Source organism: Nocardia sp. NPDC004573 (genome assembly GCF_053602135.1).
Genome location: NZ_JBSGDA010000012.1, coordinates 50,712 through 63,053, shown reverse-complemented (window position 1 = coordinate 63,053; position 12,342 = coordinate 50,712). Strand labels below are relative to the sequence as shown.

Sequence of the window (12,342 nt, the reverse complement as noted above, 5' to 3'; positions counted from 1 at the left end):
GTGTCATTCCGCGGAGCTCAGCACCAGTTCGCCGTCGTCGTCCGCGTCCTCGTAGCGGCCTTCCCACTCCTCGTAGGCGGGCACGTCCTCGTCCCGGGTGACGATCCACTCCAACGAGTAACCGCCGTCGTCGTCGGGAACGAGCACATTCTCGATCTTCAGTCCGAAGCCGAGCACCTCGGCCGCGCGGATCACATCCGGCAGATCCTCGGCGCGGACGACCGTCTGATTGGCATACACGGTTACCATGCGCGGAATGGTAGCTGGAACCTCTGACACGGCGCGGGCCGAATCTTGAAAGCCCAGGTAGAACGCCCTCACGGCCAGGTTGCCGACCGGGCACGACAAAAGCCGCCGTGGTCATCGAGGCCACGGCGGCTGCGTCACAGCACGAGCGCGGTACCGGCCTGCGGTACCGGGTGGATCAGAGCTTGTTGAAGGCCAGCGCCAGCGCCGACTTCTTGTTGGCGGCCTGGTTGGCGTGGATGACGCCCTTCGAGGCGGCCTTGTCCAGCTTGCGGCTGGCGAACTGCAGGCGCGCGGCGGCGGCTTCCTTGTCACCGGCGGCCGCGGCCTCGCGGAAGCCGCGGATGGCGGTGCGCAGCGCGGACTTGACCGACTGGTTGCGCTTGCGCGCTTCCTCGTTGGTGCGGATCCGCTTCAGCTGGGACTTGATGTTGGCCACGCCGGTTCCTCGTGTTCCTGTCTGGTAGGTCTGTCCTGGGAAAGTTCGTCGAGCGCGCGACATACCCGAGGTGGACGGGTAACGCAGCGCCGAAGGTCGAGGTTACCAGTCGCCGTCCGGCACGCGAAATCGACACCCGACCGGTCGAATCGTGGGTGACGGGCTCGCGTTCCGCCGGGCAGCCGGGCGTTCGGCTGATCCCAGCCTTGGAGACCGGACCGCGACGGCGTCCAGGGAAGACGGACGGTCATGTGCTTCCTGCGTCGCGGTACCGGCCAGGGAGGCGCGAGTTGATGCGGACCAGCTATCTCGGGGCCCGCACCGCTGCCCGGCGCGGGATATCAGCACCGGGTGAGCAGCGCGTGCGGCGGGACAACAACATAAGCGGCAGCTTCACCTGCGATGATGGCATCTCTCCTGCTGTCGGGGCCGTGGCGGGGTCGATGCTGCCCGGTGTCTTCTCCGGCGGCGGCTCGACCGGCCCCGAAGTCGTTGTAGAGATCATCCGACTCGCGTAGCGTCCTCAGAGCAACCGTTGCTGTTCGAGCGGCTCTGTTGTCGAAGCGGTACCACGACTCGTCCGAGTACATGTCTGGAACGCGGAAGGTGGACAGATGTCTCCAACGGCCCAGGAAATGGTCGAAGAGGTTGTCGAGAACAAACCGATCCCCGAGAGCAAGAAGTGGGGCGCCGAGGCGCTCGGCACCTTCGTCCTGGTGATCGGTGGCGTCGGCACCGCGGTGCTGGCGGGGGACAAGGTCGGTCCGCTGGGTGTCGCGCTGGGCTTCGGCCTGTCGCTGATGTTTCTCGTCTACTCCATCGGGCCGATCTCGGGCTGTCACGTCAACCCGGCGGTCACCCTGGGGCATCTGTTGCTCGGCAGGCTCAGCGGCGTGTCCGCGGCCGGGTATGTGATCTCGCAGCTGATCGGCGGGCTCCTCGCCGGACTCGTGCTGTTCGCCCTGGCCAAGAACCTGCCGTCGTACGACCGGTCGGTGGACGGTCTCGGCGCGAACGGGTGGGGCAAACACAGCCCGTCGGCGATCCGAGGGCCGCTGGGCGAGGTGGTGGTGCAGAACGGGTTCGGGATCGCCGCCATGATCATCGTCGAGGTGATGCTCACGGCGCTGCTGGTCTTCGTGGTGCTGTCGTCCACCGACCAGCTCTCGGACGTGCCGTTGGCCGGCCTGTCCATCGGCGTCACGCTGGCGGTGATCCATTTGGTGTCGATTCCGGTGGACAACACCTCGGTGAATCCGGCCCGCAGTCTTGCCGTGGCGCCTTATCAGGACGGCGCGATGGGGCAGGTCTGGGCCTTCATCGTGTTCCCGCTGATCGGCGGGGGCCTCGGCGCGCTGCTGTACGGCCTGCTGTTCGGCCGTTCCCGCGACATGATCTCCTGACCGGCGCGTTCCCTCCCGGGTCATCGGCCCGCGGGCGCGGCGGCATCGTCAGCTCGTCGCTCGCTCCTGCGGGCCGTCGCATACCAGGGTGACCAAGGCGGGGAGGGGGAACAGCAGCAGGAAGAGGTTGGGCGCCCACCACAGCGGGCTGAAATCGCCGCGCAGCGTCCAGAACGCCAGGGCTTGCAGCCCGGCCACGCTGGTCAGCGTCAAGGAGATGGTCAGCAGGGTGCGTCCGCCCGGCCCGCGGCACAGGCTCGCCAGGCCGGTGGCGCTCGCGGCGAGGTCCAGCACGACGAACGAGTAGTTCCAGTCGCCGAGGATCGGATCGGCGTAGTCCTTGTAGGCCCACTCGGGCGGGAGCACCCGGGCGAACGCGATCGCCCAGTAGAGCAGGAAACCGATGTCGGTGACCAGCATGGCGATCTTGGTCGGCCCGAGTACGCGCGACATGTCGTCCTCAGTGCCAGGCGTATTCGGCGCAGAGCCGGTGGGCGACCAGGTCGAAGGTCTTGCGCGGCAGGATCGCGCCCTCCCTGCGTATACCCGCCTCCGGCACGTCGAGCACCCGATCCAGTCGCACCCAGCTCGGACGGCCGTCGTGGTCCCAGGGCCCGCTGCCGATGCCGATCCAGTTGCGGTCGTACGCGCGTTGCGGATTCGACGACAGCATCAGGCCCAGCAGCGTGCGCCGATCGCGGCCGACCACCAGCACGGGCCGGTCCTTGCCGTTGCTCGGGTCCTCTTCGAACGGCACCCAGGTCCAGACGATCTCCCCGGGATCGGCCCGGCCGTCCAATTGCGGCGAGTAGACGATCTGCCGGGCCCGTTCGGCGGTGGGGACCGGTATCGACGCGGCGGGCCGCACCGCGACGCCCCCGTTCGTGCGCCGCTGGGCCAGCGACCCCACGAGCCGGTCGACGAGCCGGGGACCCTGCTGCTTGACGATCTTTGGACCCTGTTGCTTAGCGAGGAGACCGATCTGCTTGCCGAGGGAGTTCCAACTTCGGGCCATCTCAGGAGGATAACGGCGCACCCGCCGCTTCTCACCCGCGTGGGATCCGTTGTGTCGCCGAGGTCATTCGCCTCCGAGCACGCGTGGAGTCCGGCGCACTCGCCGCCCGGGATCGGGTGAAGCATCCGGCCGCTGCCCGCCACGGGGTCGATGAGCGGTGCACAAAGGCGGCAAAGACGGAGAACGTGCTCGCCGCCGGGACAGCACGGAGCGCTCGGCGGCAGTGCGGGCGGCGGCTTCGTGGGCGGGGTGGCATGCGGCGATTCCGCATGCTCGGGTGGCCGAATCCGAAAGGCCGATGCATGAGGACGCATACGCACGGCCATTTCGGACGTCCTCGCCCGAGGAGACCGCGCGCCATGCGGACCGGCGAACCGAGGGGCCGCCGCCCGAGCACACTTCCGACCCGCCCGGGTCCGAGTCCTACGAGCGCCGTTCGCGGCCCGTCTCGCGTTCGAGCGACCGCGACTCGCGACTGCGTCGCATGCGCTTCGGTCGCTCGAACGCGAGACTTCCCGGGGCCGTGAACACGCAGCACCGCAGGCGCTGCAAAAACCAACACAGCATCATGGGACGATGGACGGCAGTTTGCCGATACCCATGAGGAGTGGAGTGCCCGCCAGCTTCGCCGACACGACGTTCACCGATCCCGCCCGGATCCGGAACTTCTGCATCATCGCGCACATCGACCACGGCAAGTCGACGCTGGCCGACCGGATGCTGCAACTGACCGGTGTGGTCGAGGAGCGGCAGATGCGTGCGCAGTATCTGGACCGGATGGATATCGAGCGCGAACGCGGCATCACCATCAAGGCCCAGAACGTGCGGTTGCCCTGGACGCCGAGGACGGGCGAGCACGCGGGCACCGATTTCGTGCTGCACCTCATCGACACCCCCGGCCACGTGGACTTCACCTACGAGGTCTCCCGTGCGTTGGAGGCGTGTGAGGGCGCGATCCTGCTGGTCGACGCCGCGCAGGGCATCGAGGCGCAGACGCTGGCCAACCTGTACCTGGCGCTGGACAAGGATCTGACGATCATCCCGGTGCTGAACAAGATCGACCTGCCCGCCGCGGACCCGGAGCGCTACGCCGCCGAGCTGGCGCACATCGTCGGCTGCGAGCCGTCGGACGTGCTGCGCGTCTCCGGCAAGACCGGCGAGGGTGTGACGGATCTGCTCGACCAGGTGATCGCCCAGGTGCCGCCGCCGGTCGGCGAGGCCGACGCGCCCGCCCGCGCGATGATCTTCGACTCGGTCTACGACACCTATCGCGGCGTGGTCACCTACGTCCGCGTGGTGGACGGCAAGCTGACCCCGCGCGAGAAGATCAAGATGATGTCCACCGGCGCCACGCACGAGCTGCTGGAGATCGGCATCGTCTCGCCCGAGCCGAAGCCGACCCGGGGGCTCGGCGTGGGCGAGGTCGGTTACCTGATCACGGGCGTGAAGGACGTGCGTCAGTCCAAGGTCGGCGACACGGTGACCGGTGCGCGCGGCGGCGCGAGCGAACCGCTCACCGGATATCGCGAGCCGCGCCCGATGGTGTACTCCGGTCTGTATCCGGTGGACGGCTCCGACTATCCGGATCTGCGCGACGCGCTGGAGAAGTTGCAGCTCAACGACGCCGCCCTGACCTACACGCCGGAGACTTCGGTGGCGCTCGGGTTCGGCTTCCGCTGCGGCTTCCTCGGCCTGCTGCACATGGAGATCACCCGCGAGCGCCTGCAGCGCGAGTTCGACCTCGACCTGATCTCGACCGCGCCGAACGTGGTGTACCGGGTGGAGATGGAGGACGGCGCCGAGCACGTGGTCACCAACCCCTCGTACTGGCCGGAGGGCAAGGTCCGCAAGGTCTACGAACCGGTCGTGAAGTGCACGATCATCTCGCCGAGCGAATTCATCGGCTCCATCATGGAGCTGTGCCAGTCCCGTCGCGGCGAGCTCGGCGGCATGGACTACTTGTCGGAGACCCGCGTCGAGCTGCGCTACACCATGCCGATGGCGGAGATCATCTTCGACTTCTTCGACTCGCTGAAGTCCCGCACCCGCGGTTACGCGAGCTTGGACTACGAGGAGTCGGGCGAGCAGGAGTCGCAGCTGGTGAAGGTGGACATCCTGTTGCAGGGCGAGGCGGTGGACGCGTTCAGCGCGATCGTGCACCGCGACGCGGCCCAGGCCTACGGGCACAAGATGACCACCAAGCTGCGCGAGTTGATCCCCCGCCAGCAGTTCGAGGTGCCGATCCAGGCCGCGATCGGGTCGAAGATCATCGCCCGCGAGAACATCCGCGCCATCCGCAAGGACGTGCTGGCCAAGTGCTACGGCGGTGACATCAGCCGCAAGCGCAAGCTGCTGGAGAAGCAGAAGGAAGGCAAGAAGCGGATGAAGACGATCGGCCGGGTCGACGTCCCGCAGGAAGCCTTCGTGGCCGCGCTGTCCTCCGACGCCGCTTCGGACAAGCCGAAGGACAAGAAGTAGGCGGCTAGCCCGCCGTGCGCAGCCGTACGCGCAGGCGGGCGCCGCCCACGGGGCTCTCATCGAGTTCCGCGGTGCCGGAGTGCAATTCGGCCTGCTGGCGGACCAAGGCCAGACCGAGGCCGGAGCCGGGGGAGCCGGGCCCTTTGACGAAGCGGTCGAACGCGTCGGCGCGCAGCGCCTCGGGGATGCCGTGGCCGTCGTCGTCGACGTGGATTTCCACGGTGTCCTCCGGACCGGATCGCGCGGTGACGGTGACGGTTCGGGCACGCCCGTGTTGCACGGCGTTGGCGACGGCGTTCGTGACGATGAGCAGGACGCCACCGGGCAGACCGGTGACGGTGACCGGGGCGCATTCCGCGAGCCGGACGTCGACTCCTGGATGCCTGCGCCGGGCGTCGTGCACCGCCCGGTCCAGGGTGTCGCAGAGGTCGAACGATTCGAACACGTCCGGCTCGGTGAGTTCGCCGAGCGCGAGGCGTTCCAGGTCGGTCAGGGTGTTCTCGATCTGCCGCTCGGCAAGCAGTACCTCGGACAGGATCGCGCCGCGCTGCTCCTCCGGTATCTCTTTGGTGGCCAGTACCTGCAGGTCGGTGCGCAAAGCCGTGAGCGGCGTCCGCAATTCGTGCGCGCAGACCGAGGCGAAGTCGCGCGCGCCGCTCAGCGCCCGCTGGGTGGCGCGGTGCGCGGCCTCCAGCCGGGCGAGCATGCGGGTGATCGCGTCGGAGAGTTCCTCGGCTTCCCGCGCGCCCCGGCCGGACAAGGGCGGCAGTTCCTCCAGGGTGTCGATGCGATGGGTGGCGTCGGCCAGGCGGCGCAGTGGCCGCGCGGCGAATCCGGCCAGGAACCAGCCGAGCAGGGCGGCCAGGAGCGCGCCCGCGACGCCGATGCCGAACCCGATGCGCTGACTGCGGTGAATGGCCGACGCCACGACATCGCGGTCGGGATCGAGCGCGACCAGCACGCCGGGCAGACCGTCGACCCGGGCGATCGCCGCGTCGGCGGGCGCGCCCGGCCCGCGTGCGTCCGCGGGCGCATGCCCGGGGGACAACGGGGATACGGTGGATTCGGCCGGCGGAACCGGTTGCGCGGGTACCGCTTCGCGCGGCCCGGCGACACGCACCGCCATCGAGGAGACGGTCTCGTCCAGCTGGCGTTCGCCGCTGGCGTCGAGCAGAGCCGCGAAGGTGATCGTCAAGGTGAGCGCGACCAGCGCCGCGACCACCCCCGAGACGACGGCCACCCGGGTGCGCAGCGACGGTGACCTGCTCATGGTTCCTCCCGGAGGACGAAGCCGACGCCGCGCACGGTGTGGATCACCCGGGGCACGTCGTGCGCCTCCAGTTTGCGCCGCAGATAGGAGACGAACACGTCGACGACGTTGGTGTCGGTGGGGAAGTCGTATCCCCAGACGGCGGACAGGATCTGCTCGCGGCCGAGCACGATGCCCGCGTGCTCGGCGAGCAGGGCGAGCACCTCGAATTCCCGCTTCGTCAGCTCCACCGTTCTGCCTCCGGCCAGCACCCGCCGCCCGGCCGGGTCGATGCGCACCCGCCCTACCGCGCGCGCCTCTTGCGGCCGCCGTACCGGTTTGCGGCTGCGCCGTAGCAGCGCGTGCAACCGGGCGACCAGCTCGCCGAGATCGAACGGCTTGGTGAGGTAGTCGTCGGCTCCGCGCTCCAGGCAGGCGATCCGATCGCTGACCGCGGTGCGCGCGCTGAGCACACAGATCGGGATGTCGTTGCCCATCGCCCGCAGGGCGGTGACCACGCCGACGCCGTCGAGTTCGGGCATGTTGACATCGAGCACCATCGCGTCGGGCGTGGTGGCGCGGACCATGCTCAGCGCTTCGGCCCCGTCGGACGCGGTGACGACCTCGAAATCGGAGAGCTCCAGTCCCCGCCGCAGCGACGCGAGGACACGAACCTCGTCGTCCGCGACCAGGATTCGTTGTCCGGCCATGGTGTCAATCTAATCCCACACTCTGGGAGCGACGGGCCGGCTGCCGACTGGGCGCGTGGAGCGCGATCTCGCCGGCAGTCGTCCGGTCGTTACGCCCGCGGTGTGGTGCCCGCACATCCGTGCCGCCGAACGGCCGGTTCTCGAATTCCACGGCGAGAAGCGGATCTTCAGCACTCCGTCGGCAAATCTCAGAGTTCTATTACTTTTTCCCGACGCGTTCGCGGCCATACGGCTGACGTAACGATCGGTCCTGGTAGCGGGGGCTGTTCGAACCTGCATGCGGTCCGGAAGGCCGCCGCAAATGGGGCTTCCGATCCGGTAATTCCGATGGCAAGGTTGTGTTGCCCAGCACAGTCCCATTCTCTCCAGTCCTGGAGAATGTGACAGGCGAGTATTCCCGAAATACTGTTGGGTGATCTTCACTTGCTCGGACCGGCGTAGTGAGGATGCTGGACAACCGAGAGTGGAGCTTCTATGACGCGTGATCTGCCCTTCGACGACGACACCGAAGGGGCCGAGCGCGCCGGCGATACCGCCTACCGCGTGGCCACCGGCGTTGCGCGGGTCGCGCGGGCGGGCGCCTACGTCACCGGCGGCGCCCTGGTGGCCGCCAACGGTGGCGGCGTCCCCGCACAGCCCGGCGAATCCCGCCTCGACAGCTGGCAGACCGGCTGGGCGCACAGCACCGATCCCGACCCCGACCAGCCGAGCCCGGTGATCACGTTCCCGGACCCGGTCGTCGAACCCGCGCCGTTCTCCGCGCACGGCTCGAACACTCCGGTGGCGCACGGCAACCCGGCCCCGGGGCCGGTCGGCCCCGCGTTCACCTTGCCCGGCACCGGCGCCGCCCCGTCATTGCCCACGCTCGAGGGCGACTACAGCGGGACCGATGCCGGATTCCCGCTGCCGACGCTGCCCGGCGGTGAGGCGGGCGGGCACGGGATGCAACTGCCCGCCCAGTCCGGAAACGGCGTTCCCGGACTGGGTGGCATCCCGGGCACGGAGGGTTCCGGATCCGGTCTGACCATTCCGGGGACCGAGGGCCACGTGTCCCACGGTCCCGCGCTGCCGGGAGCCCGGTCCGAGGCTTCCAACGATCTCGAGTCGCCCGGCGGGCACGGGTTCGGCCTGCCCGGCCACGGACTCGGCCAAGCCGGACACGGTTTCGGCCTGCCCGGTTCGAACGGCTTCGTCGCGCCCGGCTCCACCGTCTTCGACCTGCCGGGTAGCAACGGCATCGGCGCGACGCCCGCGGCGGGCGATCCGTTCGACGGCGTCGGGCAGGGCGGCGGCGATCTCGGGGCGTTCGTCGGCACGCAGTGGCAGGTCGACTTCGGGCTCGGCCCGAACGGGATCTACTTCACCTCCGAGATGAAGGTCGACGTCGGCGTCGGCCATGTCGGCGAGCAGCTCGACGAGTTCACCGACTGGCTGGGCGACGGCATCCGCGTGCCGGACGGCACCGACCACACCGCCGAGCAGGACGCGCCCGGCCACGGCCACTCCGGCCTGCTGGGCGCGCTCACGCCACCGGGCTCGTCCGCGACGCAGTCGTCGGCGGCGTCCGGCGTGGCGCAGTCCCCGTCCGCGGGAGCCGCGCAGTCGTCGACGGTCTCGAGCGTCGCCCAGCCACTGTCCGCCTCGGCTCCGGCCGCTCCCGCCGGAGCGGTCGCGCCGGTCGCCTCGGTCGCTCCCGCCGCCCCGGCTCCCGCGCCCGCGCCCGCTGCGGTCGCCGCCGCGCCGGTCGTCGCGGCCACGCCGCTGCAGACCACGATCCAGCCCGACGTCGCCTCGACCCCTATCGCGAACGTCCTCGCCGCCCCGGAGGGACCGTCCGTGCTCACCGCGCCGGCCGCGGCCGTTCCCGCGCTGTTCGACGCGGTGCGGCCGGCGCCGTCGGTCAAGCCCGCTCCGGTATCCGACCCGCAGCCGTCGCACCCGACGCATTCGCCGACGGCGACCGTGCCCGCCCCGACGACGATCGTCAAGACCACGCCGACGCCCAGCGTTCCGGGCGACGTGACCGCCCCGTCCACGCCGAAGACGCCGGATCTCGACATCACGAAGACCCCCGGCGTCACCACCGCGCCGCACGGCGGCATCACGACCGCGCCGGACGTGCCGATCACCAAGACCCCCGGCGCGACGGTCACCCAGACTCCGGCGCCCACGCACGTTCCGGCCACCCCGGACGACGATGTGACCACACCGGGCGGCAGCGCCGGACGCCCGAGCACCGGCGGCACCTCGCACAGCACCTACCCGACCGGCGACCTGCCGACCGGTGACGTGCCGACCGTGAGCCGGCCTGCGCAGCCGACGTACTCCGCGCCGGACCAGCCGACCTACACCGCCCCGGTGCCCACCGTCGAACCGCACGCCCCGACCTACACCGCCCCGGTGCCCACCCAGGCGCCGATCAAGCCGCAGGTGATCGACCCGAAGCCGCACGGGATCTCCGCGCCGCTGTCGGCCGACCCCGTCGCCGGTCCAGGATTCCCGGAGCACGACTACGATCACTCCGCACTGCTGTCCGCGGGCGGCCTCTCCAGTGCCTTGCTGCCGGAGCCGGCCATGCCGGACACGCATCACTACGCGTCCGATGTGTCGGACATCGCACTGATGTAGCAGCGTCGCGCGCGGTTGCGAGGACTGCGGAGTGCGCGCCGGGGGTACCTGAACGAAAGTCACCGAGAGTAAGGAGGAGGGGTTGTCTGCCGCTGCCGGGCTGAAGGCTGCGACCGTGAAACATCCGGACGCGATGGCCCCGCTCATCCGAATACTCGACGAGCTGCGGGAGACGGCCCGATCCGCGGGACGCGACGACCTGGGCAGCCGGTTGGGCATGGTCCGCGCCAGGGTGAGCGATCCCCGGGTACGGTTCGTGGTCGTCGGTCGTCCGAAGAACGGCATGAGCACACTGGTCAACAGCCTGGTCGGCGCCTCGGTCAGCGCGACCGACAGCGATCTGAGCGTCCCGGTGATCGTCGAGTACGGGCCGGAGCCGACCGCCACGCTGGTGCGGCAGACCGAGTACGGCCGCACCGAACGTCAGCCGGTCGACCCGCTCGATCCCGGTCCGGCGCTGGCCACCCAGGGCGTGGTCCGCGCCGAGTTCACCCAGCCGAGCCCGTTGCTGGCCGACGGCGTCGTGGTCATGGACGCACCGGGCGCGCTGGGCGACGACCGCACCACCTGGTCGATGATCGCCGCGGCCGACGCCGTGCTCTACGTCGGCGAGGCCGGCACCGAGCTGACCGCCGAGCAGATCGCCGAACTGCAGCGCATCCAGCAGATCTGCCCGACCGTGATCTGCGTGTTGAACAAGATCGACGTGTTCCCGCACTGGTCGCGCACCCAGCAGCGCAACCGCGAACTGCTGGACTCGGCAGGGTTGGGCTTCGCGGTGGCGCCGGTTTCCGCGGAACTGCACCGGCAGGCCGGGTTGACCGGCGACTACCAGCGCGACATCGAATCCGGCGTGCCGCAGCTGATCGATCATCTGCGCGACTACGTGGTCGCCCGCGCGGACGCGGTGGCGCTGGAAGCCGCGGCCAAGGACATCCGCTTGGTGTGCGACCACCTCGCGCTGACGCTGCGCACCGAAGCCGAGGCGCTGCGCGATCCACGGCGCCGGGCCGAGATCACCGACCAGCTCGCCCGCGCCCGCGACGAGGCCGACCAGCTGCGCCAGCGCACCGCGAACTGGCAGGTCACGCTGGTCGACGGCGCGACGGAGCTGATGGCCGACATCGAGCACGATCTGCGTCACCGGCTGCGCAGCCTGATCCGCGACGCCGAGGCCGAGATCGCCCAGACCGATCCGGCGCGCCGGTGGAAGGACTTCGGCGCCGATCTGGACGCGCGCATCTGCGAGGCGGTCGAGGAGAACTTCGCCGTGGCGCACTACCGCTCCATGGAGCTGTGCGAGCAGGTGGCCGCCAAATTCCCGGCCGACAACCGCACCCCTCCGCTGCCGGACCTGCGCTTGGCCAACCCGGGCGAGGTGCTCGAGGCGGTGCAGCCCTTGGAGCCGTTGGAGAGCGCGAAGGCCGGCGTGACCCAGCAGTTCCTGACCGGTCTGCGCGGCTCCTACGGCGGCATCCTGATGGTCGGTCTGGCCACCAGCCTGCTGGGCATGTCACTGGTGAACTGGTATTCGGCGGGCGCGGGCGTGCTGCTGGGCGTCAACGCGCTGTGGGACGACCGCAAGAACCGCAAGCTGCGCCGCCGGGCCGAAGCCAAGGTGGCGGTGGCCCGCCTGATGGACGACGTGATCTTCCAGGTCGGCAAGGAGTCGCGCAACCGCCTGCGCGCCATGCAGCGGGTGCTGCGCGACCACTTCACCGACATCGCGACCGAGGTCGCCCGCGGCGCGGACGACGCGCTGCGGCGAGCCGAGGAGAACTACGGGAAGTACGGCGACCGCAGGCCGGAGCGGATCGCCGACCTCGACGCACAGCTCGGCAGAGTGCGCGCGCTGCGCGAGGAGGCCGAAGGGCTCGTTCCCGCGTAGACCCTCCCCAGGGGCCGGTCGGACCGGCTGACCCTGCGGTTTCGGATGCGATCGTCGCAGGGTCGGTCCGGGTGGCCGTGCGGTGTCGGATCGTGGCCCTTCGCAGGGTCGGTCCGGCTGACCCTGCGGTTTCGGATGCGATCGTCGCAGGGTCGGTCCGGGTGGCCGTGCGGTGTCGGATCGTGGCCCTTCGCAGGGTCGGTCCGGGTGGCCGTGCGGTGTCGGATCGTGGCCCTTCGCAGGGTCGGTCCGGGTGGCCCTGCGGTGTCGGATCGTGGCCCTTCGC

Annotated in this window: 10 protein-coding genes; 4 read left to right on the top strand and 6 right to left on the bottom strand. The window is 69.9% G+C overall.

The window, feature by feature from the left end; all coding sequences use genetic code 11:
• Positions 1-3: 3 nt before the first annotated feature.
• Positions 4-249, bottom strand: a complete 246-nt coding sequence (locus ACWEKR_RS20040; protein WP_159845215.1) for a hypothetical protein — start codon at positions 247-249, stop codon at positions 4-6.
• Positions 250-424: 175 nt separating this feature from the next.
• Positions 425-685, bottom strand: coding sequence for a 30S ribosomal protein S20 (gene rpsT / locus ACWEKR_RS20035; RefSeq protein WP_195087077.1), 261 nt, complete (start codon positions 683-685; stop codon positions 425-427).
• 614 nt (positions 686-1,299) lie between these two features.
• Here rpsT and ACWEKR_RS20030 point away from each other — a divergent pair.
• Positions 1,300-2,088 carry an aquaporin gene (locus ACWEKR_RS20030; RefSeq protein ID WP_195087075.1) on the top strand — a complete coding sequence of 263 codons (789 nt, stop codon included), beginning with the start codon at positions 1,300-1,302 and terminating at the stop codon, positions 2,086-2,088.
• Positions 2,089-2,136: 48 nt separating this feature from the next.
• Here the strand turns inward: ACWEKR_RS20030 and ACWEKR_RS20025 are convergent, their stop codons facing one another.
• Both ACWEKR_RS20025 and ACWEKR_RS20020 read right to left on the bottom strand, forming a co-directional pair.
• Positions 2,137-2,541 carry a DUF5360 family protein gene (locus tag ACWEKR_RS20025; RefSeq protein ID WP_452355750.1) on the bottom strand — a complete coding sequence of 135 codons (405 nt, stop codon included), beginning with the start codon at positions 2,539-2,541 and terminating at the stop codon, positions 2,137-2,139.
• A 7-nt stretch (positions 2,542-2,548) separates the two neighbouring features.
• Positions 2,549-3,103, bottom strand: coding sequence for a type II toxin-antitoxin system PemK/MazF family toxin (locus tag ACWEKR_RS20020; protein ID WP_452355749.1), 555 nt, complete (start codon positions 3,101-3,103; stop codon positions 2,549-2,551).
• 576 nt (positions 3,104-3,679) lie between these two features.
• Here ACWEKR_RS20020 and lepA point away from each other — a divergent pair.
• A complete protein-coding gene (gene lepA / locus ACWEKR_RS20015; RefSeq protein ID WP_452355748.1) occupies positions 3,680-5,581 on the top strand; it encodes a translation elongation factor 4 in 1,902 nt (633 codons plus the stop codon).
• 4 nt (positions 5,582-5,585) lie between these two features.
• On the opposite strand, the gene ACWEKR_RS20010 is transcribed toward lepA, so the two are convergent.
• On the bottom strand, positions 5,586-6,851 hold the full coding sequence (locus ACWEKR_RS20010; RefSeq protein WP_452355747.1) for a sensor histidine kinase: 1,266 nt from the start codon (positions 6,849-6,851) through the stop codon (positions 5,586-5,588).
• Positions 6,848-7,540, bottom strand: a complete 693-nt coding sequence (locus tag ACWEKR_RS20005) for a response regulator transcription factor (RefSeq protein ID WP_452355746.1) — start codon at positions 7,538-7,540, stop codon at positions 6,848-6,850. The genes ACWEKR_RS20010 and ACWEKR_RS20005 overlap by 4 nt, the downstream gene beginning before the upstream one ends.
• A gap of 474 nt (positions 7,541-8,014) precedes the next feature.
• On the opposite strand from ACWEKR_RS20005, the gene ACWEKR_RS20000 reads away from it, so the two are divergent.
• Both ACWEKR_RS20000 and ACWEKR_RS19995 read left to right on the top strand, forming a co-directional pair.
• Positions 8,015-10,168: a hypothetical protein gene (locus ACWEKR_RS20000; protein ID WP_452355745.1), complete on the top strand. Its 2,154-nt coding sequence runs from the start codon at positions 8,015-8,017 to the stop codon at positions 10,166-10,168.
• A gap of 82 nt (positions 10,169-10,250) precedes the next feature.
• The gene (locus ACWEKR_RS19995) at positions 10,251-12,056 is read left to right on the top strand and encodes a dynamin family protein (protein WP_452355744.1); all 1,806 of its coding nucleotides are present in this window, start codon (positions 10,251-10,253) and stop codon (positions 12,054-12,056) included.
• Positions 12,057-12,342: the final 286 nt, after the last annotated feature.

What these genes read in the sequence shown, in the direction of transcription:
- ACWEKR_RS20040 (WP_159845215.1), bottom strand. Translation starts at nt 249, where the DNA reads ATGGTAACCGTGTATGCCAATCAGACGGTCGTCCGCGCCGAGGATCTG.
- ACWEKR_RS20030 (WP_195087075.1), top strand. Translation starts at nt 1,300, where the DNA reads ATGTCTCCAACGGCCCAGGAAATGGTCGAAGAGGTTGTCGAGAACAAA.
- ACWEKR_RS20025 (WP_452355750.1), bottom strand. Translation starts at nt 2,541, where the DNA reads ATGTCGCGCGTACTCGGGCCGACCAAGATCGCCATGCTGGTCACCGAC.
- ACWEKR_RS20020 (WP_452355749.1), bottom strand. Translation starts at nt 3,103, where the DNA reads ATGGCCCGAAGTTGGAACTCCCTCGGCAAGCAGATCGGTCTCCTCGCT.
- lepA (WP_452355748.1), top strand. Translation starts at nt 3,680, where the DNA reads ATGGACGGCAGTTTGCCGATACCCATGAGGAGTGGAGTGCCCGCCAGC.
- ACWEKR_RS20010 (WP_452355747.1), bottom strand. Translation starts at nt 6,851, where the DNA reads ATGAGCAGGTCACCGTCGCTGCGCACCCGGGTGGCCGTCGTCTCGGGG.
- ACWEKR_RS20005 (WP_452355746.1), bottom strand. Translation starts at nt 7,540, where the DNA reads ATGGCCGGACAACGAATCCTGGTCGCGGACGACGAGGTTCGTGTCCTC.
- ACWEKR_RS20000 (WP_452355745.1), top strand. Translation starts at nt 8,015, where the DNA reads ATGACGCGTGATCTGCCCTTCGACGACGACACCGAAGGGGCCGAGCGC.